28 protein-coding genes and 1 pseudogene are annotated in these 25,054 nt (G+C 63.8%); 11 read left to right on the plus strand and 18 right to left on the minus strand.

From position 1 onward, the window contains the following. Positions 1-29: 29 nt before the first annotated feature. Positions 30-1,106, minus strand: a complete 1,077-nt coding sequence (locus IEV67_RS16760) for a DNA polymerase IV (RefSeq protein WP_188437826.1) — start codon at positions 1,104-1,106, stop codon at positions 30-32. Between the two features lie 64 nt (positions 1,107-1,170). Then, on the minus strand, positions 1,171-2,037 hold the full coding sequence (locus IEV67_RS16765) for a sigma-70 family RNA polymerase sigma factor (protein WP_188437828.1): 867 nt from the start codon (positions 2,035-2,037) through the stop codon (positions 1,171-1,173). 80 nt (positions 2,038-2,117) lie between these two features. Here IEV67_RS16765 and IEV67_RS16770 point away from each other — a divergent pair, with 80 nt between their 5' ends. Next, positions 2,118-2,504: a DoxX family protein gene (locus IEV67_RS16770; protein WP_188437830.1), complete on the plus strand. Its 387-nt coding sequence runs from the start codon at positions 2,118-2,120 to the stop codon at positions 2,502-2,504. A 66-nt stretch (positions 2,505-2,570) separates the two neighbouring features. Here IEV67_RS16770 and IEV67_RS16775 read toward each other — a convergent pair whose 3' ends face one another. The 3 genes and pseudogenes from IEV67_RS16775 to IEV67_RS16780 all read right to left on the minus strand — a co-directional run bounded on the left by IEV67_RS16775 (position 2,571) and on the right by IEV67_RS16780 (position 3,864). Continuing rightward, positions 2,571-3,047 carry an alpha/beta fold hydrolase gene (locus IEV67_RS16775; protein WP_268238596.1) on the minus strand — a complete coding sequence of 159 codons (477 nt, stop codon included), beginning with the start codon at positions 3,045-3,047 and terminating at the stop codon, positions 2,571-2,573. 79 nt (positions 3,048-3,126) lie between these two features. After that, positions 3,127-3,255 (minus strand): annotated as a pseudogene (locus IEV67_RS19130) (alpha/beta fold hydrolase); the annotation flags it as partial. Between the two features lie 72 nt (positions 3,256-3,327). Further along, positions 3,328-3,864 (minus strand): TetR/AcrR family transcriptional regulator, encoded by a 537-nt coding sequence (locus IEV67_RS16780; protein ID WP_188437832.1) that lies wholly within the window; start codon positions 3,862-3,864, stop codon positions 3,328-3,330. A 67-nt stretch (positions 3,865-3,931) separates the two neighbouring features. Here IEV67_RS16780 and IEV67_RS16785 point away from each other — a divergent pair, with 67 nt between their 5' ends. The 4 genes from IEV67_RS16785 (at position 3,932) to IEV67_RS16800 (ending at position 6,057) form a co-directional block, all read left to right on the plus strand. Next, positions 3,932-4,732, plus strand: coding sequence for a CE1 family esterase (locus tag IEV67_RS16785; RefSeq protein ID WP_188437834.1), 801 nt, complete (start codon positions 3,932-3,934; stop codon positions 4,730-4,732). A gap of 74 nt (positions 4,733-4,806) precedes the next feature. Further along, positions 4,807-5,160: an ArsR/SmtB family transcription factor gene (locus IEV67_RS16790; RefSeq protein WP_188437836.1), complete on the plus strand. Its 354-nt coding sequence runs from the start codon at positions 4,807-4,809 to the stop codon at positions 5,158-5,160. Then, entirely contained in the window at positions 5,157-5,615 is a 459-nt protein-coding gene (locus IEV67_RS16795) for an SRPBCC family protein (protein ID WP_188437838.1), read from the plus strand. Before IEV67_RS16790 ends, IEV67_RS16795 begins: the two co-directional genes overlap by 4 nt. Before the next feature lie 4 nt (positions 5,616-5,619). Next, positions 5,620-6,057 carry a VOC family protein gene (locus IEV67_RS16800; RefSeq protein ID WP_188437840.1) on the plus strand — a complete coding sequence of 146 codons (438 nt, stop codon included), beginning with the start codon at positions 5,620-5,622 and terminating at the stop codon, positions 6,055-6,057. Here the strand turns inward: IEV67_RS16800 and IEV67_RS16805 are convergent. The 3 genes from IEV67_RS16805 to IEV67_RS16815 form a co-directional block, all read right to left on the minus strand. Beyond that, positions 6,029-6,481, minus strand: coding sequence for a DUF6069 family protein (locus IEV67_RS16805; protein ID WP_188437842.1), 453 nt, complete (start codon positions 6,479-6,481; stop codon positions 6,029-6,031). The genes IEV67_RS16800 and IEV67_RS16805 overlap by 29 nt on opposite strands. A 94-nt stretch (positions 6,482-6,575) precedes the next feature. Then, entirely contained in the window at positions 6,576-7,877 is a 1,302-nt protein-coding gene (locus IEV67_RS16810; RefSeq protein WP_188437844.1) for an ABC transporter permease, read from the minus strand. Beyond that, positions 7,874-8,596 (minus strand): ABC transporter ATP-binding protein, encoded by a 723-nt coding sequence (locus tag IEV67_RS16815; RefSeq protein ID WP_229703265.1) that lies wholly within the window; start codon positions 8,594-8,596, stop codon positions 7,874-7,876. The genes IEV67_RS16810 and IEV67_RS16815 overlap by 4 nt, the downstream gene beginning before the upstream one ends. A 147-nt stretch (positions 8,597-8,743) precedes the next feature. On the opposite strand from IEV67_RS16815, the gene IEV67_RS16820 reads away from it, so the two are divergent. Both IEV67_RS16820 and IEV67_RS16825 read left to right on the plus strand, forming a co-directional pair. Next, positions 8,744-9,925: a sensor histidine kinase gene (locus IEV67_RS16820; RefSeq protein ID WP_188437848.1), complete on the plus strand. Its 1,182-nt coding sequence runs from the start codon at positions 8,744-8,746 to the stop codon at positions 9,923-9,925. After that, positions 9,922-10,560 (plus strand): response regulator, encoded by a 639-nt coding sequence (locus IEV67_RS16825; RefSeq protein ID WP_188437850.1) that lies wholly within the window; start codon positions 9,922-9,924, stop codon positions 10,558-10,560. Before IEV67_RS16820 ends, IEV67_RS16825 begins: the two co-directional genes overlap by 4 nt. On the opposite strand, the gene IEV67_RS16830 is transcribed toward IEV67_RS16825, so the two are convergent. The 3 genes from IEV67_RS16830 to IEV67_RS16840 all read right to left on the minus strand — a co-directional run bounded on the left by IEV67_RS16830 (position 10,467) and on the right by IEV67_RS16840 (position 12,203). Continuing rightward, positions 10,467-10,895: a hypothetical protein gene (locus IEV67_RS16830; protein WP_188437852.1), complete on the minus strand. Its 429-nt coding sequence runs from the start codon at positions 10,893-10,895 to the stop codon at positions 10,467-10,469. The genes IEV67_RS16825 and IEV67_RS16830 overlap by 94 nt on opposite strands. A 135-nt stretch (positions 10,896-11,030) precedes the next feature. Further along, the gene (locus IEV67_RS16835) at positions 11,031-11,474 is read right to left on the minus strand and encodes a GNAT family N-acetyltransferase (RefSeq protein ID WP_188437854.1); all 444 of its coding nucleotides are present in this window, start codon (positions 11,472-11,474) and stop codon (positions 11,031-11,033) included. 120 nt (positions 11,475-11,594) lie between these two features. Then, positions 11,595-12,203, minus strand: coding sequence for a TetR/AcrR family transcriptional regulator (locus tag IEV67_RS16840; RefSeq protein WP_188437856.1), 609 nt, complete (start codon positions 12,201-12,203; stop codon positions 11,595-11,597). Positions 12,204-12,317: 114 nt separating this feature from the next. Here IEV67_RS16840 and IEV67_RS16845 point away from each other — a divergent pair, with 114 nt between their 5' ends. After that, positions 12,318-13,292, plus strand: coding sequence for an epoxide hydrolase family protein (locus IEV67_RS16845; protein ID WP_229703267.1), 975 nt, complete (start codon positions 12,318-12,320; stop codon positions 13,290-13,292). After that, on the plus strand, positions 13,274-13,477 hold the full coding sequence (locus IEV67_RS19040) for a hypothetical protein (protein ID WP_229703269.1): 204 nt from the start codon (positions 13,274-13,276) through the stop codon (positions 13,475-13,477). Before IEV67_RS16845 ends, IEV67_RS19040 begins: the two co-directional genes overlap by 19 nt. Before the next feature lie 36 nt (positions 13,478-13,513). Here the strand turns inward: IEV67_RS19040 and IEV67_RS16850 are convergent, their stop codons facing one another. Continuing rightward, positions 13,514-14,398: an aminoglycoside phosphotransferase family protein gene (locus IEV67_RS16850; RefSeq protein WP_188437858.1), complete on the minus strand. Its 885-nt coding sequence runs from the start codon at positions 14,396-14,398 to the stop codon at positions 13,514-13,516. 296 nt (positions 14,399-14,694) lie between these two features. On the opposite strand from IEV67_RS16850, the gene IEV67_RS16855 reads away from it, so the two are divergent. Then, complete coding sequence (locus IEV67_RS16855) at positions 14,695-16,005, plus strand: hypothetical protein (RefSeq protein WP_188437860.1); 1,311 nt, start codon at positions 14,695-14,697, stop codon at positions 16,003-16,005. A 97-nt stretch (positions 16,006-16,102) separates the two neighbouring features. Here IEV67_RS16855 and IEV67_RS16860 read toward each other — a convergent pair whose 3' ends face one another. Together IEV67_RS16860 and IEV67_RS16865 are read right to left on the minus strand one after the other, a co-directional pair. Continuing rightward, positions 16,103-19,777, minus strand: coding sequence for a YobI family P-loop NTPase (locus tag IEV67_RS16860; protein WP_188437862.1), 3,675 nt, complete (start codon positions 19,775-19,777; stop codon positions 16,103-16,105). Positions 19,778-19,965: 188 nt separating this feature from the next. Continuing rightward, positions 19,966-21,378, minus strand: a complete 1,413-nt coding sequence (locus tag IEV67_RS16865; protein ID WP_229703270.1) for an MFS transporter — start codon at positions 21,376-21,378, stop codon at positions 19,966-19,968. A gap of 76 nt (positions 21,379-21,454) precedes the next feature. On the opposite strand from IEV67_RS16865, the gene IEV67_RS16870 reads away from it, so the two are divergent. Then, positions 21,455-22,072: a TetR/AcrR family transcriptional regulator gene (locus IEV67_RS16870; protein WP_188437863.1), complete on the plus strand. Its 618-nt coding sequence runs from the start codon at positions 21,455-21,457 to the stop codon at positions 22,070-22,072. A gap of 59 nt (positions 22,073-22,131) precedes the next feature. Here the strand turns inward: IEV67_RS16870 and IEV67_RS16875 are convergent, their stop codons facing one another. The 4 genes from IEV67_RS16875 to IEV67_RS16890 all read right to left on the minus strand — a co-directional run bounded on the left by IEV67_RS16875 (position 22,132) and on the right by IEV67_RS16890 (position 24,932). Then, positions 22,132-23,178: a cation diffusion facilitator family transporter gene (locus IEV67_RS16875; RefSeq protein WP_229703271.1), complete on the minus strand. Its 1,047-nt coding sequence runs from the start codon at positions 23,176-23,178 to the stop codon at positions 22,132-22,134. After that, a complete protein-coding gene (locus tag IEV67_RS16880; protein ID WP_188437864.1) occupies positions 23,175-23,540 on the minus strand; it encodes an ArsR/SmtB family transcription factor in 366 nt (121 codons plus the stop codon). Before IEV67_RS16880 ends, IEV67_RS16875 begins: the two co-directional genes overlap by 4 nt. Positions 23,541-23,616: 76 nt before the next feature. Continuing rightward, complete coding sequence (locus tag IEV67_RS16885; protein ID WP_188437865.1) at positions 23,617-23,793, minus strand: hypothetical protein; 177 nt, start codon at positions 23,791-23,793, stop codon at positions 23,617-23,619. Positions 23,794-24,092: 299 nt separating this feature from the next. After that, positions 24,093-24,932 (minus strand): F510_1955 family glycosylhydrolase, encoded by an 840-nt coding sequence (locus tag IEV67_RS16890; protein WP_188437866.1) that lies wholly within the window; start codon positions 24,930-24,932, stop codon positions 24,093-24,095. Between the last annotated feature and the right edge of the window lie 122 nt (positions 24,933-25,054).

Raw genomic sequence — 25,054 nt, forward strand, 5'->3', positions numbered from 1 at the left:
CGCGCGTGAGCACCCGCGCGGACAGACGGTCAGATCCGCCCGCGGACCGGCGTCCGTTCGACCGTGTCGCCGGCCTCGGGCATCGCCATCTCTGCCCTGACGCCGAGCAGACGCACCTCGCGCTCGGCGTCCAGGGTGGCGGCGAGCGCTGAGGCGGCCGACATCACGGTCTCGCGGTCCGTCGTCGCATCAGGGAGCTTGCGTCCAAACGTCTTCGTCTCGAACGGCGCGTATCGCACCTTCAGGTGCACGCGGATGACAGGCCGCCCCTCGGCCGCACAGTCGTCGAACGCCTGCGAAGCGAGGACCCGCACCGCCGCGTCGACCTCGGCCGGCGTCGTGAGGTTCTGCTGATACGTCGTCTCGCGACTGTGGCTGCGGGCGATCCAGGGCGTGTCGTCGACCACGTCGGGGCCGATCCCGGAGCCGAGCCCGTGATACCAGACGCCCATCTTCGGTCCGAACTCTCCAATCAGATCCTCGACATCGGAATCGGCCAGCTCACGCACTGTCGTGATCCCGTGGGCGGCGAGGCGCTTCTGCACCTTCGGGCCGATGCCCCACAGATCACGCGTGGACTTCTCACCCATCACCTCGAACCAGTTCGCCTCGGTGAGCCGAAAACTCCCGCGGGGCTTGCCGAACTCGGTCGCGATCTTGGCACGTATCTTGTTGTCGCCGATGCCGACCGAGCAGTGCAGCTCTGTGGCCGCCAGTACAGCCGCCTGCGCTTCGCGCGCCACAGCCTCTGGATCGTCTGTCGCGATACCGAGGAAGCACTCGTCCCAGCCGATGACCTCCAGCACGACGCCCGGCAGCGCGCGCAGAGTCGTCATGACGTCATCGGAGGCCTGCTCATACGCCGCGTGGTCGACGGCGAGGAAGACGGCATCCGGCGGGGCCTTGCGAGCGGCGATCTTCAACGGCATCCCCGATCCGATGCCGAACGCACGGGCCTCATAGGATGCCGTCGACACCACCGCGCGCTCGGTCGGGTCGCCGCGCCCGCCGACGATCACCGGCAGCCCGGCGAGTTCTGGTCGTCGCAGCACCTCCACCGCGGCGATGAATTGATCCATGTCGACGTGCAGCACCCATGCGGCCATGACACGAGTCTGGCGCGCGCGGGTTCGGATGTCATCCGTCGGGTGCAACCCGCGAATGGATCGCTCAGCGGGAAGACGCCGGCAGCTGCATCCGAGCGAGACGCTTCGGATCGGTGATCGAGACGATCTTGACGAGCCTGCCGTCAGCGACGGAGCAGGACATGAGCGCGAGCGGACGTCCCGACGGGCCCCACGCGAGGATGCCGGGCTGGCCGTTCACGCTGACACGACGCGCTTCGATTCGAGCGGGATCGCCCTGTCGTACGACGGCGAGGACTTCGTTCGCCCCGACCTTCACGGTCGTGCCGTGGGCGGTGTGGTGGTGCCAGGTGATGTCCGGCGCGAGCGTGCGCAGCAGCGCCTCGAAGTCGCCGTCGCGTGCCGCGGCGAGGAAGGCGTCGACGACTTCGCGACGCTGACGCCGTTCTTCGCTCGGCAGCGGCTGCTGCTGCACCTTGCGACGCGCTCGACTCGCGAGCATCTTCGCAGCATCTGTCGATCGCCCGACGATCGGCCCCACCTCGGCGAAGGGGACGGCGAAGACGTCGTGCAACACGAATGCGAGACGCTCAGCGGGCTGCAGCGAATCCAAGACGATGAGCATGGCGAGCCCGACCGAGTCTGCTTCGATCGCAGCATCTTCTGGACCGTCGACGTCATCCGTCACGATCGGCTCGTTCTCCCACTCCTCGAGTGTCGACTCAGCGCGACTCGAACGGCTGCGCAGCGTGTCGAGGCAGATACGGCCGACGACCCTGGTCAGCCAGCCACCGAGATTCTCGATCTCGTCGTGCGCATGCCGATGCAGTCGGAACCAGGCTTCCTGCACGGCATCTTCGGCGTCGGTGCGCGATCCGAGCACCCGCGTCGCGACCGCGAGCAATCGCGACCGGTGCTCTTCGAACGCTGCGCTGAGTTCGTTCTCCTCCACCTTCGTTACCTTTCCACTTCTTCATCCGTTACTCATGTGACGGGCCCTGGAGGGCAAAGGTAACGAGGAAGGACTCTCGAATGAACATCGCACTGTGGATCATCACGGGATTGCTGGCCGCGGCATTCGGTGCCGGTGGAGTCAGCCAGCTCGTGCTCACCAGAGAGCGCTATCGATCAATCGCGGCCAGTCAGCATTGGGTAGACGACTTCGATGCCGGACACATCAAGGCGATCGCCACGATCAAACTCGTCGGGGTCGTCGGATTGATCGTGCCTCCGCTCGTGGGCATCGCCCCGATCCTCTCTCCCATCGCAGCATGCGGACTCGCGCTCCTGATGGCGGGAGCAGCCACAACCAGGTTCCGCCGCAGCGAGTGGGCGCTGATGGCCGGGGACATCGCTTTCCTGCTGCTGTTCGTCTTCGTCGCCTGGGGTCGGTTCGCCCTTGCGCCATACGGAGAGTGACCGGCGACGGGGCGTCGAGTTCCGGCGCCCACATCCGGCGGACGCGCCCTGTTCGCCGAACCGTGCTCACAGACGACGCGCAGAACTGATCTCGTCGGCGAACCCGATGAGCGCCGAAGCGACGGCGGTCGGCTCTGACAGCGTCGCGTAGTGGCCGCCGGGTATCTCGACCGGAGTGATCCCCAGTCGCTCATGGATGTGCCTCCTCATGAACGGCGCGGGAAAGAACTGGTCGTCGGTGCAGACGATGGCTCGCGTGGGAACATCAGGATGCGCATCGGCGGGCCACGGCGAAGACAGCCACGCGCCGTCCTGGTCGCGATCCCTTCGCTGCGCTTCGTCGGCGAGCGCTTTCGGCACACCGTTGAAGAATGACACCGCCGGGTCGTCATCGACGCTCTCGCGAACATGACCCGTGCCCGCCCACCAGTCCATGAAGCTCTCCCCCGGCATGGGAATCATCCCCGCGAGATACACGAGGCCGTCGGCCCGGATCTCTGCGGCGACGAGGGGAGCAGTGAAACCGCCCAGCGAATGCCCCACGACGGATGTTGCTGCGGTCGCCGATCGCGTCGACGACCGTGCGCACGTAGTCCTGGAGCTGAGCGCTCGGGTCCTCGATGGGCAGGTCGACCGCCACGACCTCGTGCGCCGCGCTCACGAGCAGAGGACTCACGAGATGCCAGTCCCAGGCGGTCGAACCGCCGCCGTGAATCAGTACGAACGTTGCCATGGCCCCATGCTCGGGCATCGACGCGATGGATGCCGAGATCCGTCCGGCCCGGCGCGAACACCGCGTGAGCGCGTGAGCGCGTGAGCCGTGCTATCGGGCGAGTATCCCCTCGAACAGTGCGTCGAGGTAGTGTGCGGAGCGCTCGGGGCGCAGACGTGCGGAATAGCCCAATCCACAGAGCAGGATCATGATGTCGGCAGGTTCCAAGTCGGATCGGAAGTGCTGAGCACTGCGCCCGATCAGGCCGGAGAACGCATCGAAGAGATCGGCGCGGAGCGCACGCGTCTCCTCACGCACCGCGGTCGACGACACGACGGCTCTCGCGAAGTCCGGATCATCGATGAAGGTCTGCAGCGACTGAGCGATGAACCGGCGGATGGCGACGAACTCGCTCGTCGAGTCAGCCGCCTCTTTCGCCGCTTCGGTCATCTCGACGAATCGGTGCTCGACGAGCGCTTCGGTCAACGCCTCGATCGATGGGAAGTGTCGATACACCGTCCCGACTCCGACACCGGCGCGATGCGCCACGGCGTTCAGCAGCAATGCGTCTCCGTCGGAGCGCAGCACTCGCGCGGCATCGAGGATGCGCTCGCGGTTGCGGAGCGCATCGCGTCGAAGAGCAGGCATGAATCCACTGTAGTGGAGCATTCATCCGAACGGATACCCTATCCGTTTTTAGGCGTAGTCTGATGTCATGACCGACCAGAGCAAAGAGTTCATCGACGTAGCCGGCAGACGGCGCAGCTATCTTCACGTCACCCCTGCTTCACCGAGATCCGACGCTCCCCTGCTCCTCGCGCTGCACGGCACCTCGCAGCAGGGCCGGACGATGCGACGCTTCAGCGGCCGAACCCTCGACGCCTTGGCCTCACGCATCGGCGCCGACCTCGTCTACCTGAACGGATACGGTCGTGCCTGGAATGACGGGCGAAGGCAGAAGCTGTCCAAGGCGCAGAAGTCCGACGTCGACGATGTCTCGTTCGTGCACGCGGTCATCGATCACTTCGCCCGCCCCACGATAGCCGTCGGATACTCGAACGGCGGACAGCTCCTGCACCGCATCCTGAGGGAGAGGCCGACCCTGCTCGCCGGGGCGGCGATCATCGCCGCCGGACTGCCCGTTGACGACGATTTCATGTTCTCGGGCGTCAAACCGGGCCCCGTTCCCGTGCTGCTCCTGCACGGAACGGCCGACCCGATCGTGCCGTATGACGGGGGCATGCCCAGGATGCTCGGGCGCGCCACACGCGGGATGGTGCAGTCCGCCCCGGCGACCGCCCGGAGCTATGCGCCGACCGATGAGCCCGTTGTCCAGCGGGATGGCGATGTCGAGCGCGCCGACTGGGACGGCGTGCGTTTCATCACGCAGTTCGGCACCGGCCACGTGATCCCGAATCGCACGACGTCGCCCGCTCCGCGCATCATCGGGCCGTCGCATCGCGACATCGACCTGGGCGAGGAGATCGAGAGCTTCTTCGGGCTCACCCTCGCCTGACAGGAACTTCACCCTTGACCCGTGGACGCTCGAGGCGTTCAAATAAAGGTACACCTTAATTAAGGACTTTCCTAATGAAAATCGCCGACCCGCTGAGCCTCGTGTTCGCCGCGCTCGCGGACCCGACCAGGCGCGAAATCCTCTCCCGCCTCTCCCAGGGGTCGGCCACGGTCGGCGAGGTCGCCGCACCGTTCATGATGAGCGCCCCCGCCATCTCGCAGCATCTGAAAGTGCTCGAACGCGCGGGCCTGGTGACGCGCACGGCGCACGCGCAGTGGCGCACGCTCTCGATGCAGGCGGAACCCCTGGACCAGGCGTCGGCCTGGGTCGAGAAGCACCGCCGCGAGTGGAACCTGAAACTGGATGCTCTCGATGCACATCTCAGAACCATGAAGACCACGACGAAAGACCGGAAGGAAGAATCATGAGCACGACCGACGCAACACCGCAGTTCTCGATCACCCGCACCTTCGACGCGCCACGCGAGCTCGTGTGGCGCGCCTGGACCGACGAAGCAGAGTTGGCGCAGTGGCTGCATCCGTTCGGGGTGTCGACCGACAGCGTGTCGTTCGATGTCCGTGTCGGCGGCCGGTACCGCTACACGATGACGAACGACGAGACCGGCGAGGAGTTCCCGACCGGCGGAGAATATCTCGAGGTCGAACCGATCGACCGCCTCGTCTTCACCTGGGGCGAACCGGACGCGCCCGTCGAAGGGGCACCGGTCGTCACCTTGACGCTCACGGAGCGAGGAGATCGGACCGAGCTCCTGTTCCACCTGCTCGGGCACGCCGGCACGCCAGGAGACGGCTTCATCTACGACGGCTGGGACGAGGCGCTCACGAACTTCGGCCGGCACCTCGCCGGCGAGCTGGAGGGCTGAGCACATGGGCATCAGGATGGACAACGTCGGGATCGTCGTCGAGAACCTCACCCCTGTAGTCGAGTTCTTCACCGCGCTCGGTCTCGAACTCGAGGGCCGCGCGATGGCGGAGGGCGAATGGGCGGGGCGGGTCACCGGGCTCGGCGATCAGAGCGTCGAGGTCGCCATGATGCGCACGCCAGACGGACACGGCCGCGTCGAACTCTCCCGGTTCCTGCGGCCGGACGTCATCGCCGACAACCGCAGGGCGCCCGTGAACGCGCTGGGCTACCTGCGCGTCATGTTCGAGGTCGATGACCTCGATGACACGCTCGGCCGGCTGTATGAGCTCGGCGCAGAACTCGTCGGCGACGAGGTCGTGAACTATCAGGACGTCTACCGGCTCTGCTATATCCGCGGCCCCGAGGGAATCCTCATCGGACTCGCTCAGAGCCTGCGCTGACGACCGGCTCAGCAGAGCCCGAGCGCAATGGCATGAACCGTCGGTAGGTCAGCACGGCGATCGTGATCGTCGCGACGTGCATGAGCGCGAGAGCACCGGCCATGAGCCACCCCATCGTGACTCCCACGACGATGTCGGGGATGAACGACACCACGAGGAACGTCGGCGCCAGCCAGTGCATGACCTTTGCGGGGCGGCCCGCGCGTCGGTTGATGATGTGCCAGCCGACTGCGCCCGCGATCGCGGCGACGATGGTGAAGCTGATGTAGGCGATCGGCTGCAGTCCGCCGACGGTCTCGGCGCCGAGAGCCGAGGCCCCGAGAGCGATGAGCGCGTTGACGGCGCCGGCCGCGATGGCGACGACCAGTGCGCTCAATGGGACTGCGGTACGGACCCGGTAGTCGGGCTGGGTGATGGTGCTCATGATCTCCTCCTGGGGTTCGGTGTCTTGGTTGGGTGACTTCAACTGGGTGACTTCGGCTGGGTGACTTCGGCTGGGTGTCTTCGGTTGGGCGAGGTCACTCGTAGCGGAGCGCCTCGACGGGATCCTTGCGTGCCGCCCGCGCGGCCGGGAGAGTCCCGGCGAGGAAGGCGACCGCCATGATCAGCAGGATGGTGAGTGCCACAGTGAGCGGATCGAAGGCGACGATGGTCAGACCAGGAAGGTCCGAGAGCAGCGCGCTGCCGAGGAAGGTGCTCGCCGCGGTGCCGACGATCATCGCGACCACCACGCCGATGGCGCTGCCGAGGAATCCGATGAACACTGCCTCGGTGCTGAACAGGGCGAACACGCGCCCGCTGCCCATCCCCATGGCCTTCATCAGTCCGATCTCGCGCGTGCGCTCCTGGACGGACATCAGCAGGGTGTTGACGATCCCGAATGCGGCAGCCAGCAGCGCGATGGCGGCGAACACGTTGAGCACGAGCACGATGGTGTCGATCACGGTGGTGAACGCGCCGAGCTGATCGGCGGTCGTGGTGCCGCCGAAGCCGGCATCCGCCAGTCGTTCCTTCAGCTGGTCGATCTGAGTGGTCGTGAGGTCTTCGTCGAACCAGGCTGTCGCCTGAGTCCACCGATCCAACTGGTCGGCCGGCAGCCCGGTGCTCTGCAGTTGGTAGAGGTCGTCTTCGAGCGCGTGGTTTGCGACGAGCCCCGTGCCGCTGGCTGCGGCGAGCGCTTCTTCTGCGACTCCGACGATCGTGACTTCGACGCCGTGCTGAGCGAACGCGCCGTCGGTGAGGGCGAGCGTCAGGGGCTGGCCTATCGCGGCGTCGGCGTCGGCGAAGCCGAGCGGTTCGACGAAGCTGACCGGGATCGTGACCTGCAGTTCGGCGCTGTCGTCGTCGGGCTCAGCCCCGGCCGCCAGTTGCACGCTCTGCCCCGCGACCAGCGCGCCGAGCGTGGCGACATACGGGGTGCCGTCCTCGTGCTGCACGTAGTCGAGCTGCACCGACTTGACCGGTTCGACCTCGAGGATGCCGTCGACCTCACCGATCGCCTGGATGTCAGCATCCGTCATCAGCGTGACAGAACTCTGCGCCGGGCCGTTGCCGGTGAGAACAGAGTTCGGGTCGTACTCCCTCGGACCGGTGTCAGTGGGATCCGCGGAGGCATCGCCGGTCTTGGTGACGGTCATCACGTCGGCGGCGCCGATGCCGGCGACGGTGTCGTCGATGTATCGGTTGATGCCGGTGCCGAGCCCACTGGTGAGGGTGAGCGTGAATGCTCCGACGAAGATCGCCAGCACAGTGAGAGTCGTTCGCGCTCGGGAGCGGAACGTGTTCGCGATCGCCGTGCCGATCAGGTCGCCGGCGTTCATGCCGCCGCCTGCTCGCCGTCGACGATCACGCCGTCGCGGATGTGGATGCGCCGGTCGCAGCGAGCGGCGAGCTCTTCGTCGTGGGTGACGATGACGAGGGTGATGCCCTGCTCACGGTTGAGCGCGAACAGGATGTCCTCGACCACACGGCCGGTGTTGCTGTCGAGGTTTCCGGTGGGCTCGTCGGCGAAGATGATCCGCGGGTCATTGACCAGGGCGCGTGCGATCACGACCCGCTGCTTCTGTCCTCCGGAGAGATCGATCGCCTTGTTCTTCGCCTTGTCGCCGAGCTCGAGCTGCTCGAGAGCATTCATTGCCCGGTCGCGACGAGCGCGTCGCCCGACACCGGCGATCTTCAACGGCAGCGTCACATTCTCGAGCGCGGTCTGACTGCCGGTGAGGAAGAACTGCTGGAACACGAAGCCGAAGGTCTTGTTCCGAGCCCCGTTCAGCCGCTTTCCTCGCAGGTTCCGCGTGTCCTGGTTATCGAGGAACACGGTCCCTTCACTCGGCTGATCCAGTAGCGCGAGCACGTGCATCAGCGTGGATTTTCCGGAGCCGCTCTTGCCGACGATCGCGATGCTCTCCCCCTCGCGGATGTCGAGGCTGACGCCACGCAACGCGTCGAACCTGTTCGGGCCGCGCCCGTACGTCTTGTGCAGATCGCGGACGGAAAGGATCGGTGCGCTTCGGTCTTCGACCGTCGCCGGATATGTCACTGGAGTCTCCTCTTGATTCGGATGCATCCAGGCTCCCTCGGAGCGGAGTGGCGGCGCGTCGCCCCAGCAGGGCAGCTGCGTACCCCGAATGGGGTATCTCGGGCCCGAAGCTGCAGAAGCGGCACCGTCCGGTTCGATAATGGGAGCATGCGCAGCGCACCAGCACCGGAGGGCTCGGCTGTGCGCGCCCGGATACCGGGATGGGCGAGAGATCTCATCGCGGCCGCGGTGGTGCTGGTGACGTCATTCGGGCCTCTGATGCGATTCACCGACGGCCTCTCGCCCGTCGGCTGGATCGTCGTCGGCCTCCCGGTCGCGCTCATGTTCGTGCGCCGCCGATATCCGTGGGCCGTGCTCGTCGCATGCGTTGCGTGCTTCGTCGTCGTATCCCTGACGCTCATGCTCACGCCGTTCTCGGCCCTGCCGACGGGCCTCGCGGTGTTCACAATCGCCACCCGCACGAATCGCCGGACGATCGTCATCACCGTGCTCTGCGTGCTCGCAGTGATGATCCCAGCATCCGTCTTCCACGAGTGGGCATCTCTGCATCCGCTGACGATGCTCGTGCTGGTGATGGTGGGCTTCTTCGCCGCCGCCGGTGACGCGATCAGATCTCGCCGGGCCTACATCGACGAGATCACCCAGCGGGCGGTGCAGGCGGAGCAGACGCGCGAGGCCGAGGCCTCGCGGCGCGTGGCGGAGGACCGGCTCCGCATCGCACGGGATCTGCACGACACGGTCGCCCACCAGATCTCGGTGATCAATCTGCACGCCGCCGTCGCCAGCCGTGCCATCGACGACGATCCGGATGCTGCCAAGTCCGCTCTGACGACCGTCAGCACGGCATCGAGGCGCGTGCTCAGCGAGATCGGCGACCTGCTCTCGACGCTGAGGGCGCCCGATGAGTCGCAGTCGCTCGTTCCCACACCGGGCCTGGGCATGGTGGGCGCGCTCATCGACGAGTTCGAAGCATCCGGGTTGCACGTCACCGCTCGAATCGAGGGCGAGCTCACCGACCTGCCGGCCGCCGTGGATCTGGCCGGCTACCGGCTGGTGCAGGAGGCGCTCACGAACGCCCACAAGCACGGCTCCGTACCGCGCGCCCACGTCTGGATCGAGCGCGAAGAAGGCGCGCTCCGCCTCGTCATCACGAATCCGACGTCGAGCAATGCTTCCGCCGGCGAAGCTTCCGCGGGGCATGGGCTGCTCGGCATCCGCGAGCGGGTCACCGGCGTGGGCGGATCGCTCAGTACTGGCCGCGACGGCGGCACGTTCCGGGTCGACGCGTTCATCCCGCTCGCCGTCGAAGTGCCGCAGGCGCCCGCATGATCCGCGTCGCGATCGCCGATGATCAGACTCTCATCCGCACCGCTGTGTCACAGTTGCTCGCGACCGAGCCCGACATCGAGGTCGTCGGCGAGGCCGACGACGGGGCGAAGGCGGTCGATCTCGCGGTGCAGTCGCATCCCGACGTCGTCCTGATGGACATCCGGATGCCGAACATGGACGGCATCGCGGCCACCGCGAAGATCTGCCTCGACCCGACGCTGTCTTCCACTCGCGTGCTCATCCTCACCACGTTCGAGGAGGACGAGTACGTCGTCGCGGCGCTGCGTGCAGGCGCCAGCGGCTTCATCGGAAAGGGCGCCGACCCTGACGAGATCGCCCGGGCCGTGCGCGCCGTCAATGCGGGTGACGCGCTGCTCTCGCCCGCGGCAACGCGAAGCCTGATCGGCAGGTACCTTGACGCCGATCCCGTACAGGCTCGGCACTCAACGAACGCGGATCCCGGCATCCTCACGCCTCGCGAGACCGAGATCCTCCTTCTTGTCGCCCGCGGTCTCTCCAACGACGAGATCGCCGCTGCCCTCTACATCTCCGCCCACACCGCGAAGACCCACGTCAAGCGCATCATGGCGAAGATCGGCGCGCATGACCGCGCCTCGATGCGCACCGGGGAGTAGAGCATCGCACCCGGGTCGTGACGGAAGAGCCGAGCCGCGATGGCGTGGTGCGCGATCATCCAGACCACGCTGCGGTCGGTGCTGCCCGCGTGTCGCATGATGTCGCTCGGATGCGACGTCAAGGCCCGCACGAATCCGCTCGGCGCCTCCCACTGCAGGCCGCGCACGAACCGCGACCAGTCACCGCCGTACAGCTCTGCCAGCGTCTCGTCATCCGAGAGCGCAGGCACTGCCTCTTCGAACGCCGCAACCAGTGCGTCGAACTGCGCGTTCGTCTCGATCCGGATGCGACGCCCCGCGTGTTCGAAAACCGTCTCTCGCGCGTCGTAGCTCACTCAGCTATTCTCGCAGCGCGAACCCGGGGCCAGATTGATCGACGCGAAGATATGGGTGAGCGCGGCGATACGACTGCGGCCGCCCAGGCAGTAGCAGCCGATTCGGTCGCGAACAATTGTGCTCGCGAGTGCCGCCTACGCGAGTGCTGGCGTGAAGCGAAGCACGTTTGTCTCCCGCGGCACGAATCCGACGGATTCGTACAGTCGCAGTGCGGACTCGCGCGACGGTCGTGACGTGAGATCGAGGGTGCGCAGTCCGCGATCGGTCGCGAGTTCTGTCATCCGCAGGAGCAGTGCTCGGGCAATCCCCTTCCCCCGCATCGCCTCGTCGACCACCACGTCGTCTACATGTCCCCGCACTCCCGACGGCAGAGGGAACGTCACGAGCGTTGCGGCACCGACGATTCGTCCACCATCCCGCACCACGAGCAACTCAGTTGCATCATGGGTGACGATCGTCGCCAGGCGGGCCCGGTCGAAGATCGCCGTCGCCGACAACTGCCCGAGAAGATGCTCAAGATCGGACGCGTCGGCATCGGTGACGGACACAAGAACTTCGACGACAGGTAGCGCGCTCATCTCGACAAGATAGCGGCCAGAGCCGAGAGCGGTGAACACACCGACAACGTCACTTCTTGATGAGTTCGCCGGCGTGGCCGTTCGACTGCCGGGAGCACCGTCCTCGATTCGTCGGTCAGGTCACGATTCTCCATACGACGCCTCGGTGAGCATCTTCGCGCGCGCATCGGGAACGCCCAGCATGAGAAGACTCGTTATTGCTGCCGCTTGGCTACTGATGCTTGATCCGGCAAGGCTGCTGTCCGCGAGGGCGAACACGGCAGCGAAAGCGACTTGGCTGAGGACGGTCGCGGGCAGATGCCGGCCGAAGCCTCCAGTGTCTTGACCCTCTTGGACCAGTTCGGCCAGGGCCCGGTCCACTGGCCCTAAAACGGCGTGAATCTCTTCGCCATACTCGCCGCGTCGGAGTGCCAGTAGCACTCGGTATCGGTGTGCCACAGGCCAGAGGTATTCGATGAAGCCCACCCAGATCGCCTCAGGAGCTCGTCCGGGGACTTTAATCGAATCGAGAGCGGAGGCGATCTCGTCCACTGCCTGGTGTGCAAGAGTCTGCACGAGGACGGAGCGGGTGGGGAAGTAGCCGTAGACAGTGCGGCGGACCACCCTTGCGGCGGCAGCGATATCGGCCATGCCCGCGTCCGGGTTCCGCCCCAGGACTTCGAGTGCGACGTCGAGAATACGCCTGCTGGTCTCCTCCATGGCATGTGCCCGGGCGGTATCAGTCTGCATGTCCTCAGTATTGCACAAGGGTGTGCAACGAGATAGAGTGCACACCAGTGTGCATTGCGCACGCGTGTGCAATGAGTTGTTGCACGGACAGATTCGAGTCCGGGAGTCCAGATCATGACTGATTCAACGCCAGCGAGCTCAGCCCTCATTCGCCCCTTTGCGGTCGCCGTCAGCGAGGCGGAGATCAAGGATCTGAAGGAGCGGCTCTCGAGGACGCGGTGGCCGAGTCCGGAGACCGTCCCTGACTGGTCGCAGGGCGTCCGCGTCGAGAACGCGCAGTCGCTCATCCGATACTGGGAGCAGGAGTACGACTGGCGTCGTTTCGAGAACGAACTCAACCGTCATCCCCAGTTCCTGACAGAGATCGACGGAGTGGACATCCACTTCATCCATGTCAGATCGAAGAACCCCAATGCATTGCCGCTCATCTTGACGCACGGTTGGCCTGGCTCGATCGCCGAGTTCCTGAAGCTGATCGACCCCCTGACCGACCCGGTGGCATTTGGTGGCAGCGTCGAGGATTCGTTCGACGTCGTGATTCCCTCACTGCCCGGCTTCGGATTCTCCGGCAAGCCGACCGAGACGGGATGGAATGTCATCCGTATCGCCAAGGCATGGACAGCCCTCATGAATCGCCTCGGCTACACGCATTGGGTCGCGCAGGGCGGCGACTGGGGTCCCGCCATCACCACCACCCTCGGGGCTCTGCAGCCCGACGGCCTGCTCGGGATTCACCTCAACAGCCAATACGCCTTCCCCTCCCAGATCCCCGACACGCTCTCACCCGAAGAGCAAAAGGCCCTGGACACGCTCGTCCTGTACAACGGCGACATGGGCGGAGCGAACCACCTTCAAGGCACGAAGCCCGAACCCTCGGAATCGCTCTGGCGGACTCGCCGGCTGGCCAGGCGGCCTGGATTTACGAGAAGTTCCAATCCAAAACCGACAACAACGGGCTCGCCGAAGACGCCCTCACCACCGATGAGATCCTCGACGCGATCTCGCTGTACTGGTTCACCAACAGTGCCGCATCGTCAGCTCGCATCTATTGGGAGAACAAGAGCAGCAGTATGGCTGGACCGCGCCTGACTCTGCCGGTCGCGGTGACGGTGTTCCCCCGCGACATTCCCCTTCTGCCACGAACCTGGATCGAAAAGAAGTACACCAACCTGCTCCACTACGCCAAGGCGGCCAAAGGCGGACACTACGCGGCAATGGAGCAGCCTGACTTCCTGGTCAGCGAAATCCGAGCTGGGCTGAGGAGCCTCCGGTGAGCGCTCCATCGCTCGCAAATACGAGCTGCCTCGTTCTTATCCCGTCGTCAGGTCCGCCACGTCGCTCAGCACGGCATCACGTGAGCGCCCGTATTTGGTAAGCACCTCTTCGGGGGAACTGATGAGGGCCTTCCACAACGCCCACGCAGCTCCTCGCAACCATGCATCGTCCGGTAGCTCTAGCCGGTCGTGCAGTCGATCACGTTCGCGAGAACTGCAACTCAACCATGCGAAGGCCAGGTCGCAGGCGGGATCACCAACGCACGTCTGTCCGAAGTCGATAAGCGCCGCCAATTGGCCGCTGCTATCGAACAACATGTTGCCTGGCGCGACATCGCCATGGACCCACACCGGCGGCTCGGACCACACTGTGGCCACGGCCGCATCCCAGAGTGCCCGACATCCCTCAGCCTGGCGCCTGGCCAGGAGGGAGAGCCGGCCATGAATCTCCTCACCAACCGCACTGATGTGACAGCCGCGGTAAGCAGAGGCGCTCCCCGCCCATGGGCCTCCGACCGTGTCGCAAGCCTGCAACTCCCTCAAGGCGTCGCCCAAACTACTGATGGCGCTCTCTCGCTCGCGCGTTTCAACCGCGGCCAAAGTGTGCCCCTCAATCCACTCGCGAACGGACCAAGGTCGGTTGAATGCCGCCGAGGGGGCCCCGGTCGCTACTACGCGGGGGATCGCGACGTGAAAGCTGGAGCCGAGGATCGCGAGGGTCTGCTCCTCCCGGACTAGGCCGGCGACGTAGCCGTCAGCGCTCGGGAGGCGGACAGTCATCCGGTCGCCAAGCCGGAAGGTGCGGTTGTCCCACCCCTGAACTTCCACCGGGCGGATCGGCAACTCCGACCACTGAGGGAACTGCTCCGACACGAGGGAGCGAACCAACGAAGAAGTGATCTCTTCGGAAGCGGCAGCCATCGCGCCAGCCTAGGGGTGATGGCCCTCGATGTCCGATCTCACGAGAGTTGTCGCGAAGTGAGACGCGGCTCCTGCGGAAATACGCGGGAGCCGCGATGACATGGTGACGTGCTCTGTCTCACGAGAGTTGTCGAAATCTTCACCAAGCAACTTTCTTCGGTGGACCTGGAGTTCCGGAGGAGTCGGATTCTGGTGGCACACTCCGGGGGCTTAAGGCGACGCCACGGAGCGAAGCGATCTTCGGTTCGATGACGTCGGGCAGTACTTCCAGCACGCTCGCACTGAGAAGATGAGGCATGGGCATTGCTAAGCAGTTCGTGCTGGTCGGGGCAGCAGAGGACGCCACCACATCTCGTTTGCAGGCGCGCGGCATTCGCTATGTGCACAAGAATCTGAACTCCGGGCCGGCCAACTGGCGGGCAATCGTTGATGCGGTAGCCGAGAGCGACGGGGTGATTTTCAAGTTCAACCGCCACAATTTTGAACAACTATCGGGCAACACGGGCAATGCGACAACCGATTCGCTCTATGCTCCACACGCGCAAGTGGCACCCGACCTCCTTCGCGCCATCGCCGGCGTGCCGCACCTCGTCCTGGTCCACCAGGACATCCTCGGTGGCAGCGACTGGGTAACAGAGACCCCTGCGGCGTGGGTGCACTCGGGTGAAGAGTACGAAGAGACCCTGTCCGATGCTGCCCGCCAATCCGTGCTTGGAATGCTCGACTCCGCCGGGGTGCAAGTGACGGCATACCGGCGAAACGCGGAAGCGACGGAACTCGCGTCAGCCTTCCTCGATGACACCGAAACCCACTTGCTTCTGAGGATTTACCTTCCGAGCACTGCACCGCACTCAGATGAAGGGTCCCGTTTGCTCGACGTATTCCGGGAATGGCTTGTGAACGTACGGCATATGGGAGTGCGGCTCTCGACTCATCGCACTCAGCACGGCGAAGTCATCGAGTTCTTTGCCAGCGACTCGACCAGTCACGCGGACTTTCAAAAAGAGCTCGCGAAGTTCCAGGACTACGTCGACTTGGTCTCAAGTCCAGAGGCTGCGACGGCGATGCTGCAGGGTCTCGGAGTGGGCGAGAACGACGCGAGCGAGTTCGTGTTGCGCCACGGCATGCTTCTGAAGCGCATCAGAATAGACATCACTCATGAACGTGAGCGACGCGAACTCTCGCTCCGCCAGAGCGCCGAATCAGAGTTGATCGAACTTGCCCGGGCAGATGCATCAACGGACAGCATTCGTGCGTTGGTGGTAGAGATTCTCCCGGGGCCGTCCACGGCGGGACCGAGGGACGGTGGTGCTACTTCGGTGTACATCAACAATCAAACGTTTCATGCCGTATATGGGAACGTGCAGCAGACCTTGGGAGACGTGCCCGCACCGACGATTGTCGCCCAGGCGCTCTCCGACCTCCCGGACGGCGGGATATCGCCCAGGCAGATGGGGACAATCGCAGAGCTGTCCGACGACGATTTGCCACTCACGCGGCGCCAACAGGCGGCGGCACGATTGAAGACATTCCTGCTCCGATCGAAGGATCGCCTCGAAACCGAAGCCTTCCGCATCGCGTTCGCCTGGGTCGAACAGCAACTGTAGTCCGCAAGTCAATCCGTGGGAACCTGCGAGAAAAGCATGACACCGTCTATCTCGGTATCAAAATCGCTCCCGATCGGATCCAAAATGATCACCTTCGTTAACGTCGCCTGAGGAACACTCGCCGCTGGTTCTTATCAGCCTTGTGGGCGCTCACGATGCGAGCGACCTTCAGCCGGTTGAGCACAGTGATGTGCTGAGCGTCATCGGGCACGAGCGGTCGCACCGTTCCTCGGTCGGCGATGACATCGTATGGGTACGGCATCTCACGCAGTATCGCTCGGAGATCACTGATGGGAACCAGCGTGGTAGCGGCGAGCAGGTTGATAATGCTTCGGGCTGACGCGCCGCCGGCTCGAAGGAACTCGATCTGTTCGGGCTCCAGCCCGGCCTGCGAGGAGATCGCGTATGTGGCGGCGGCGCGGATGTCGGGCGCACCGCCATCGGCTGCATAGTCGGCGATATCTGCGAGCACTGTTTCCTTCAATGCCTGCGATATTAGATCACTGCTGAAGAAGGATCTGAGATAGCCGGCCGGCAGCACGCTTGGGACGATGAACTCACTGATCTGTTTTGATCTTGTACAGGCAAACTCCCACGTGGGCCAGTCAGCGACGAGTGGACTTTCGAACGTTTCCTCGCTGTCAGCCAACAACTGAGCGTCGATCAGCACGCCCACGAGCGGTCCGGACTCGGGTGAGAGCACGGAACAAGGAAGGGGCGTCGTCAGTTCCAAGCTTCGTGCGATCGCAACCCGGTCTTGGGGCGAACTGATGGTGTCGCGTGCACTGATGATCTCGATCGCGATTCGGATACGTTCCGCTGGTTCGATCTGCTCCGGAGCCGAGATCGCCATATCGGCGATCAGGAGCGCTGCGATCTCGTCATCGATCTCGCAGAAGACGTCGAGGTAGGCCAGCAGATTGCTGGCCGATAACGTCATGCGCTTCTGGGCCGCCAGTGCCGGCCAGGCGGACTGTGGCACTTCATCCAGATTGACGATGTGACAGTCCGCGGCTGCTCGCTGGACAATCGCTCCGACCACCCCTTCGTCCTCGTCAGCGGCGCGATCAACCTCGGTCAAGACCGCCGAAAACTCATTTGACGTATCCACCGAGACTGCCTCGTGCTCGGACTCGAGTACGGCAAGATAGTCCGTCAATCTGGCGAGCGTCGTGCTGTGAACCTGCGGGCTCTTGGCGCGGATCGTGTCGAGTGCCAGTGACGGTTGACTGGTCAGATCCTGAAGGTTCTCTGCGGTCAGATCATAGGTGCCGTGGTGGATCACCCGTTTGATCGCGGCAGCGCTGAGACCCTTAACGCGGGGTATTCGAACGCCAAGCCGCGCCATCGCATCCACAGAGCGCGCACCCAGTTCATTTCCGTTCTTAGGCTCCGTGATTAAAGAGGGGAAATTGGAGTAGTGGTCGCGGACGTACGCAAGCACGTCAGCGGTTGTGACGTAGTCAACGTCCTCGCTGAGCTCGCTCAGGGCTGCGTCGACCAGCATTGGGCGTTCGTCGAGCGATGCAGGGGCGTCCTCGACGAGGTACCGGAGCACGTCGGCGAGCATCGGCGCGAGAAGCTGGGTGAACTTGACTTGCGCAGAACCGCTCTGAATGTATTGATCGGAGAACTCGCGATCCTCCGGTGCCCACGTGGCGATCTCGGCGATCATCATTTTGGCTTCGACCTCTCGCGCCTCGAGCAGGTGGTCGAGCACGCCGATGTTGTAGGCAGCCCGGTCCCGGAAGATGTCTGTGCCTTTGTCGGTGATGATTGATTCGACATCCGCGCCATTCAGTGAATAGTGAACGTCGGCTTGCCCTCGGTCGAGAGCGTGCACGATGAAGTTTTGCGCATCGTGGCGAAGATGATCGCCGTAGTAGGACGAGATGTATAGGGCGAAGTAGTCGTTGAGGTAGCCGCCGGAAACAAGTTCTCTGGCGAGCTTCGATTTCAGTAAGCGTGCCGTCGCCTCTGCGAAAGACTCTTGGCCTTCGCCGTACGCATGAGTGAAGTCCGTGCGCCGATAGACTTCCTGCCACGAGTGGTGGCGGAGGAACGCAATGTCGTCCAGCGCGTGGTTCTTACGAATCTGTTCGGCGGCGTGGTCGACGTTCGCCCAGGCTGTCGTATCGAGGGTCAGGCCCATCAGCCCCTCAAGTCTTACGAACTGCATAGGAACCGTGCCGTTACGTTGTGTACCGATGTTGACCGTGTGCTCGGCCGCTGTAAGTTCGCTCCAGAACAAGGGCGAGCGGATCGTAGCGGCGTCGTGCGTAGTTGGTCCGATCTGGATCGTCCATTGGTCGGCGAAACGTGGGTCAGCGAGGCTGCGGGCCACGGCTTCGAGTCGGTCGCCGAGTTTTTTCGCACGCGCATCGAGGATGCCTGCTCGCTCGATGTTCGCATTCGTGTTGCGCAGGCGATCACCGGCACTAGAGATCGACGCGTCAACGACATTGCGCCAGATCTTGTGGAGGTTGTCGAGTTCGCTGTTTCCGAACCGGATGGCCTCGAAGTCCCCCATGTGAACACTCTTGTACAGGATGATTGCGAACAACCGATCAGCGTCCAGGCCGGGCATGCGGTTTGGGGTGTGGAGCAGGCGGCTGGCATACACGTCGAACTCGTTGCGCATGCTCTTGATCAACCGCATGTCGGCAACGTGCTGGGCCGCGAGATTGACCAGCGCGGCCGACACGCCCGCCCCATCCAAGGCGCGAGCCATTAGATCACGTGCGTTCCTATGTGTGATGAACGGGACAACCGGGATGACGAGATCGAAGAACTTAGTTCGGTTGGCGCGTTTAACTTCATCATCGGCAGCATCCTCCCCAATAATCTCATTGCCAAGTTTCTCAAATACGCTGTCACGCAGCGCGTAGATGAACTTCACTTCGGGTCGGGGTTGCTTCCATCGACCAGGTCGCTTGGCCAAGCGTCGGCGTTGGACCTGTTCTGAGCCGTTGAGTAGAGAGTTCAACGCACGGAGCGTTTCGAAGATGTGGATGTCCTGGAAGCGATCGATGTCTTCGAACACGACGATGTCCCGGCCGCTCTGCTCGAAGTAGTAGACGATCTCGTCCATGTACTGGTCGAAAAAGCTGGAAGACGTCGCCGATAGTGAAACGGTCGCAGGTCCGGCGCTGAATCGCTCAAGGAACACGCGATTGTGTGTTGCCCAACGAACCAGGTATACAAGTCCGCACAGCACAAGGAGAATCATCCCGTAGGCGGCCACGGGCGCGATCTCCAGCGGAGCCTGACCGAGACTCGTTACTTGCGGCTGGAGGAGCTGCAGGACGTACAGAGCGATGCCAAGCGCCGCACCACCGCCCACCGCAATAATGCTCTCGCGGCCCCACGCGAAGCGTGAAATGCGACGAAACCTCGACCCGCGGGTACGATTCGGGGCGTCTCGATAGAGAATCTGTTTGACGATCTCCTTCTGAATGGCATTCGTTTTCGTTCGCGCTGCTGGGTTCGACTTTGACTCGTTTTCTGCAGGATCAACCTCGTGTCCGACGGTCGACAAGGAGAGCTGAAGCACTCGGTCTTCGAAGGGATCGAGTTCCGCGAGGCGCTCGAGGATGCTGCTCTTCCCGGTGCCGTACGGTCCGGTGAGAGCAATGTTCCGCACATCCGGCTGCTCGGTAATGGCGTGAACCAATGCGGAGACGTAGACGCCATGCTGATCTTCGTCATACTCGGGCGCCAAACTGCGCAACTTGAGCGGATCGGGTCCCGGAGACTTAGAAGCGGCGGTCATGACTGGATGCTATTGGATACTCCGGACGTCGACTCGCTTGCTGTTCGACGATCTTAGAATTTTCGCGACCATGAACAAACCAGCCACGGTGGATGGGTGGCTGGATGCAGTCTCTTATCCGCGCAGCAGCCCAAGAGCAGTGCGACTTTCAGTTATCACGGGACTCTCCTGATTAGTCATCGGCGGAATCAGTTGGCCGATACAGATTTCGGTGCGCGGGGTGTGATCATCACGGCGATCACGGCAGCAACGAGCGCGGCAATACCGGCGACGATCAGCGCGCTCGAGAATCCGATTGTTGTGCCTCCGGCGAGACTCACCGCGGCAACGCTAGACATCACCGCTGCACCGGTCGATGCGCCGAACTCGTGGAACGTGCTGACAATGCCAGAAGCGATGCCCGCTTCGTGTGGTGCGACGTTCCCTAACGCAGATGCAGATGCGGCAACAAAAAGAACACCGGTCCCAGCGGCGGCCACGGCGATTCCAATCGTTGCCACAACCGGGTGCAACCACAGCCCCGTCACGCCCAGGCCGATGGCGGCGACTACAAGCCCTGCCGCGGCAAGGGCTGGTAGGCCGATGCGAGCGGCAAGCGTTCCGGCGAGGTTCGCGCCGACCATCGTCGCGATCGCGACGGGGAGGAACAGCAGCCCGGTGACAAGGGGACCGTAGCCCAGGTGCTGTTGGAAGTAGAACGATCCGAGGAAGAACACCGCGATCATCAGAGCCGTAGCCATGAAGATGAGGAAGATCCCGGCGGTGACGGGCCTACGAGTGAGAATGCCTAGGTCCATCAAGGGAGTCTTCGCCGTGCGTTGGCGGATGATGAACATGCCATACAAGAGCAGCGAAACGAGGACCGCGACGCCATTGGCCCAGTGCCAGGCACCGAGCTCGCCGGCGTTGATGATCGCCCAGATAAGCGCGCCAGTCGCAGCTGTAGCCAATAGCCCGCCGAGCAGATCGATGCTGCGCGAAGAGGTCCGGCGGATGCTCTTGGGTAGCAGGACGATCAGAGCGATGAATAATGCCAGCCCGATTGGGACGTTGAGGAAGAACGCCCAGCGCCACCCGGCGAGAGCGGTGACGACGCCACCGACGAGCACACCGAGTGCGGCCCCGCCTCCGCCGAGTGCAGACCAGATTCCGAGTGCTTTTGCCCGTTCCTTCCCATCGAATAGCGTCACGACCCAAGACAAGGCACTCGGTGAAAGCAGCGCTGCACCGACGCCCTGTGCCACGCGACCAGCGATCGCGAATGCACCATCCGGCGCCAGGCCGATCGTGAGGGATGCGACTGTGAAGATGCCCACGCCGATCAAGACGATTGTTCGAGCCCCGACAACGTCAGCAAGGCGACCGCCGAGGAGCATCAGCCCGCCGAACGTGAGTGTGTAGGCGCTGATGATCCACGTCAGCGGTTCTCGCGCCAGGCCGAGCTCCGCGCCCATATGTGGCAGCGCGATGGCGACCACGGTGATGTCGAGGATGAGCATCAGTTGCGCGGTGGCGAGCAGCCACAGGATGCCCCATCGTCGCGGATGGGGTGAGCTAGTCGCGATAATGGCCTGGCCGGGCGAAGTCATGCGGTCCTCCAATTAGTCGAACAATCGTGTACGGGTTATCAACGACTAGACTAACTCGTACATTCCCGTACGGGATCGGAGAGGTGTCATGGGAGAACAGAAAACTCTTCGCGCGGATGCGCAACGCAACGTCGACCGCGTCCTCGATGCGGCAATCACGTGCCTCGGTCGGGATCCGAACGCGACCATGCAAGAGATCGCCTCAGAAGCCGGCGTCGGCCGCGTGACTGCCTACGCCCACTTCTCTTCCCGCGCCACACTCGTCGAAGCGGCACTCGCGCGCACCATAGACCGAGGCGAGGCCGTTCTCTCCTCCATCGACCTCGACGGCGACCCGAAAGAGGCGCTCGACCGGTTCATCGACGCCAGCTGGGAGCTCTCAGCGATCAGCAGCAACGTCTGGGTGGCCGCCCACGAACACCTCAGCCCCACCCAGGTACGAACGCTCCACGACCAGCCGGCCGAGCGCGCGCACCTGCTGCTACGGCGCGGTCAGCACATGGGGTTGTTTCGCACCGACCTTCCCGCCGAATGGCTCGTCGACACGCTCCACGCACTAATGAAACTTGCCCTCGACCAGGTCGTCAACGGCAAGCTCGAGAACGCAAAGGCTGCAAGCTACGTTGCGCGTTCCATCGTCAGCCTCTGGGGCGTACAGCCAGTTGTCGGATCGCCCATTAGGACAGCTGACTCAAACGTTGTTTGATCCGCGCCCGGATCTGCTGCGCACGCAGTCATGCGATCTAGGTTCGGTGTCGAAGCTGGCTACGAGTTTAGATCCGCAGTCACGGCGCGGATGACCATGTCGTCGAGGTTAGGGAGCGCATCTGTGAGCCGATGCTCGGCGTCGTGCAGCACCTTCTCGACGTTCGACAGGGCAGAGTCTTCGACTTTCACGACGGCCGCCCCCTGGAGCCGATGGCCGACCCAGCGCAGCTGCAGTTTGAGGACAGCGAGCACCCCGGGTGTGGCGGTGAGTGCGGTTTCGGCGCGGTCTATGAGTTCCGGTTCGATTCCGTCCATGAGGCGACGGCCGATGTTTCGCACGGTGCCCCACAGCAAGATGATGATGGCTGCGGAGATGATGAGGCCGACGATGGGATCGGCGAGCGGGAAGCCGAGCATGACGCCGATCGCGCCGAGAACCACCGCGAGGGAGGTGAACCCGTCGGTGCGGGCATGTACGCCATCGGCGACGAGCGCAGCTGATCCGATCTTCTGTCCGACGCGGATGCGGTAGATCGCGACGGCTTCGTTCCCGATGAATCCGATAATGCCGGCGGCGAGCACCCACCACAGATTCTGCAGGGGCTGCGGATTGAAGAGGCGTTCGATGGACTGCCATGCGGCGAGGATCGCGGACAGGGCGATCACGGCGACGATGAACAGGCCGGCGAGGTCTTCGGCGCGGCCGTAGCCGAAGGTGTATCGGCGGGTGGCAGCGCGACGACCGAGGATGAATGCGATCCACAGTGGCACAGCAGTGAGGGCGTCGGAGAAGTTATGGATGGTATCGGCCAACAGCGCGACCGAGCCGCTGATCAGAACAACGACGAGTTGGAGCACCGTCGTGGCGAGGAGGATGACCAGGCTGATCTTCAGCGCCCGAACTCCTTCTTTACTTGCCTCCAGAGCGTCATCGATCGAGTCGGCGGCATCGTGGCTGTGCGGTACGAATAGGCCGTAGAAGAACCCCTTGAGCCCAGTCGGGTGTGAGTGAACACCCGAGGCGTGATCGTGGTCATGACTGTGATCGTGGTCATGACTGTGGTCGTGGTCGTGCGGGATGGTGTGGTCGGCGGGGACACTCACTGGCCGGCCTCGCCTGTGGGGTGGTGGTGGCGAGGTGTGCCACCGAGGGTGTGCTCTGCCTGGAAGATGGCGTCCGTGACGAGCTGGCTCGCATGCTCGTTCTCGAGTCGGTAGAAGACGCGTTGCCCGTCCTGTCGTGTGGCGACGATCCGCGCCAGACGCAACTTCGCCAAGTGTTGAGACACCGCGGCCGGAGATTTGTCGACGATGTCCGCCAGGTGATTCACCGAGAGTTCCTCCTCGCGAAGCGCAAGGACGATCCGAACGCGAGTCGCATCGGCGAGCATCGAGAAGACTTCAACCGCCAACTCGACGAACTGGCTGTCCGGTTCACGCCCGCACACCTGCTTATCTGCATCCATACGCAGATTATTGCACACGGAGCTTCGCTTATGGGGGGCGAGTGGGTACTCGAAGCGCTGCGAGGTCTTGCTCGATTCATCTGCTCCGGATCTGCTCGGCGGGTGGGGTTCGCCAGGTGAGGGCTGCGCCAATGATCGTGACGACGACAGCGACGTCGTAGCTTGCCAGGGTGTAGATCCACACCGCGGTCTCGCCAGCAAGCTGTGTATCGCTGAGGATGTGGCTCACGATGAGCGCCGGTCCGAGCACCAACAGCACTCGTCCCAGGCGCACGAGCCGGCGGTGCGTCCGTTCGTTATGTGAGACCGTCGATGTCGGTACGGACGGGGACGGCGAGATGTCAGCAAGATGCCGGAGGTGCCGCATTGAATCCGTGGGTCTCCCGTCTGGGGGTAGGCGGCGGGTCATTGGAAGATAGCCCCGATGGCGAGGTAGCTCGCGATCGCCACGAGTATGAGGGCGATGGTCGCGGCCGCGATGAAGATCACCGGGTTACTGAGCGGGTTCTTTCGTTGGGTCATGATGCCTCGATCCGAAGAGTGCAATGTTGCCTACCGTGCGGGGCTGAGGACGGTGGTGTCATCTGTGCTGATGTCGACGATGCCGCGATCGTCGACGAGAACGATTCGTTCATCGCCGATCGCGGCGAAGGCCTGTACAGCACCATCGACGGCCTCGAGGCGCTGCCAGCTCTGGTCGGCGCCCTGTTCCCACAGAGCGCCGTCCGTGCCGACACCGACGAGGGTGCCGTCCGGGCGGGCGTCGAGCGCGTACAGCAGCGGGGCACCCTCGACCGGAACGAACGTCACGCCGTCGTCGTCACTGCGTAGGAGTCCTTCTTCAGCGGCGGCGTAGAGGCCGTTATCCGTGGCGACGAGATCCGCCGCTCCGATCGGTGCTCCTATGGTCCATTCGTGGCCGCCGTCGGTGCTGACGAGGAGATCGATGTCGCTGGACGCGATCCCGTAGAGGGTGCCGTCGGGGCCGGCGGTGAGGACGTGGAAGTCGGTGCTGCCGTTCAGCGCAACCGGAGACCATGTCTGGCCGTAGTCGTCGCTTTGGATGATGCCGAGGTTGGGGGCGCCGAGCTCGGCATCGGTGTCGGGTCCGGGGTGTCCGGATGCGTACAAGGTGTCGGCGGTGATGGTGAATCCCATCGCGTCGAAGTCGTGATCGCCGATGGGGCCGGAGACGTCACCGGCTGGGGTGACGGTGAAGATGCCGTTATGGGTGGCGACGAGCAAGTCAGTGCCGCGGGGGTCCTCGGCGATGCCATGGACATGCTCAATCCGTGGCGGGGCAACGTCGGGTTCGGTGGTTTGGGTGCTGGCGCATCCGGTCGTAACGAGAGCGAATGCGGTGAGTGCGGTCAGGGGCAGGAGGCGGTTCATGGGTGCTCCGATAGAGGTACATCGCGGTCCGACGAGATAGCAGATCGCAGCTCGTGGGATGCGGCTGAGAGGTTCAGGGCCGGGACCTGCTGCGTGAGGGCCGGCGGTGTCCGGGCGGGCCG

Origin of the sequence: Microbacterium murale (assembly GCF_014635185.1) — a bacterium.
In the GTDB taxonomy this organism is placed as follows: Bacteria; Actinomycetota; Actinomycetes; order Actinomycetales; family Microbacteriaceae; genus Microbacterium; species Microbacterium murale.

Bases quoted from the DNA above. Each gene is read 5' to 3' on its own strand.
- IEV67_RS16760 (WP_188437826.1), bottom strand. From the start codon at position 1,106: ATGGCCGCATGGGTGCTGCACGTCGACATGGATCAATTCATCGCCGCG.
- IEV67_RS16770 (WP_188437830.1), top strand. From the start codon at position 2,118: ATGAACATCGCACTGTGGATCATCACGGGATTGCTGGCCGCGGCATTC.
- IEV67_RS16780 (WP_188437832.1), bottom strand. From the start codon at position 3,864: ATGCCTGCTCTTCGACGCGATGCGCTCCGCAACCGCGAGCGCATCCTC.
- IEV67_RS16785 (WP_188437834.1), top strand. From the start codon at position 3,932: ATGACCGACCAGAGCAAAGAGTTCATCGACGTAGCCGGCAGACGGCGC.
- IEV67_RS16790 (WP_188437836.1), top strand. From the start codon at position 4,807: ATGAAAATCGCCGACCCGCTGAGCCTCGTGTTCGCCGCGCTCGCGGAC.
- IEV67_RS16795 (WP_188437838.1), top strand. From the start codon at position 5,157: ATGAGCACGACCGACGCAACACCGCAGTTCTCGATCACCCGCACCTTC.
- IEV67_RS16800 (WP_188437840.1), top strand. From the start codon at position 5,620: ATGGGCATCAGGATGGACAACGTCGGGATCGTCGTCGAGAACCTCACC.
- IEV67_RS16805 (WP_188437842.1), bottom strand. From the start codon at position 6,481: ATGAGCACCATCACCCAGCCCGACTACCGGGTCCGTACCGCAGTCCCA.
- IEV67_RS16810 (WP_188437844.1), bottom strand. From the start codon at position 7,877: ATGAACGCCGGCGACCTGATCGGCACGGCGATCGCGAACACGTTCCGC.
- IEV67_RS16820 (WP_188437848.1), top strand. From the start codon at position 8,744: ATGCGCAGCGCACCAGCACCGGAGGGCTCGGCTGTGCGCGCCCGGATA.
- IEV67_RS16825 (WP_188437850.1), top strand. From the start codon at position 9,922: ATGATCCGCGTCGCGATCGCCGATGATCAGACTCTCATCCGCACCGCT.
- IEV67_RS16835 (WP_188437854.1), bottom strand. From the start codon at position 11,474: ATGAGCGCGCTACCTGTCGTCGAAGTTCTTGTGTCCGTCACCGATGCC.
- IEV67_RS16840 (WP_188437856.1), bottom strand. From the start codon at position 12,203: ATGCAGACTGATACCGCCCGGGCACATGCCATGGAGGAGACCAGCAGG.
- IEV67_RS16845 (WP_229703267.1), top strand. From the start codon at position 12,318: ATGACTGATTCAACGCCAGCGAGCTCAGCCCTCATTCGCCCCTTTGCG.
- IEV67_RS19040 (WP_229703269.1), top strand. From the start codon at position 13,274: ATGGCTGGACCGCGCCTGACTCTGCCGGTCGCGGTGACGGTGTTCCCC.
- IEV67_RS16850 (WP_188437858.1), bottom strand. From the start codon at position 14,398: ATGGCTGCCGCTTCCGAAGAGATCACTTCTTCGTTGGTTCGCTCCCTC.
- IEV67_RS16855 (WP_188437860.1), top strand. From the start codon at position 14,695: ATGGGCATTGCTAAGCAGTTCGTGCTGGTCGGGGCAGCAGAGGACGCC.
- IEV67_RS16860 (WP_188437862.1), bottom strand. From the start codon at position 19,777: ATGACCGCCGCTTCTAAGTCTCCGGGACCCGATCCGCTCAAGTTGCGC.
- IEV67_RS16870 (WP_188437863.1), top strand. From the start codon at position 21,455: ATGGGAGAACAGAAAACTCTTCGCGCGGATGCGCAACGCAACGTCGAC.
- IEV67_RS16880 (WP_188437864.1), bottom strand. From the start codon at position 23,540: ATGGATGCAGATAAGCAGGTGTGCGGGCGTGAACCGGACAGCCAGTTC.
- IEV67_RS16890 (WP_188437866.1), bottom strand. From the start codon at position 24,932: ATGAACCGCCTCCTGCCCCTGACCGCACTCACCGCATTCGCTCTCGTT.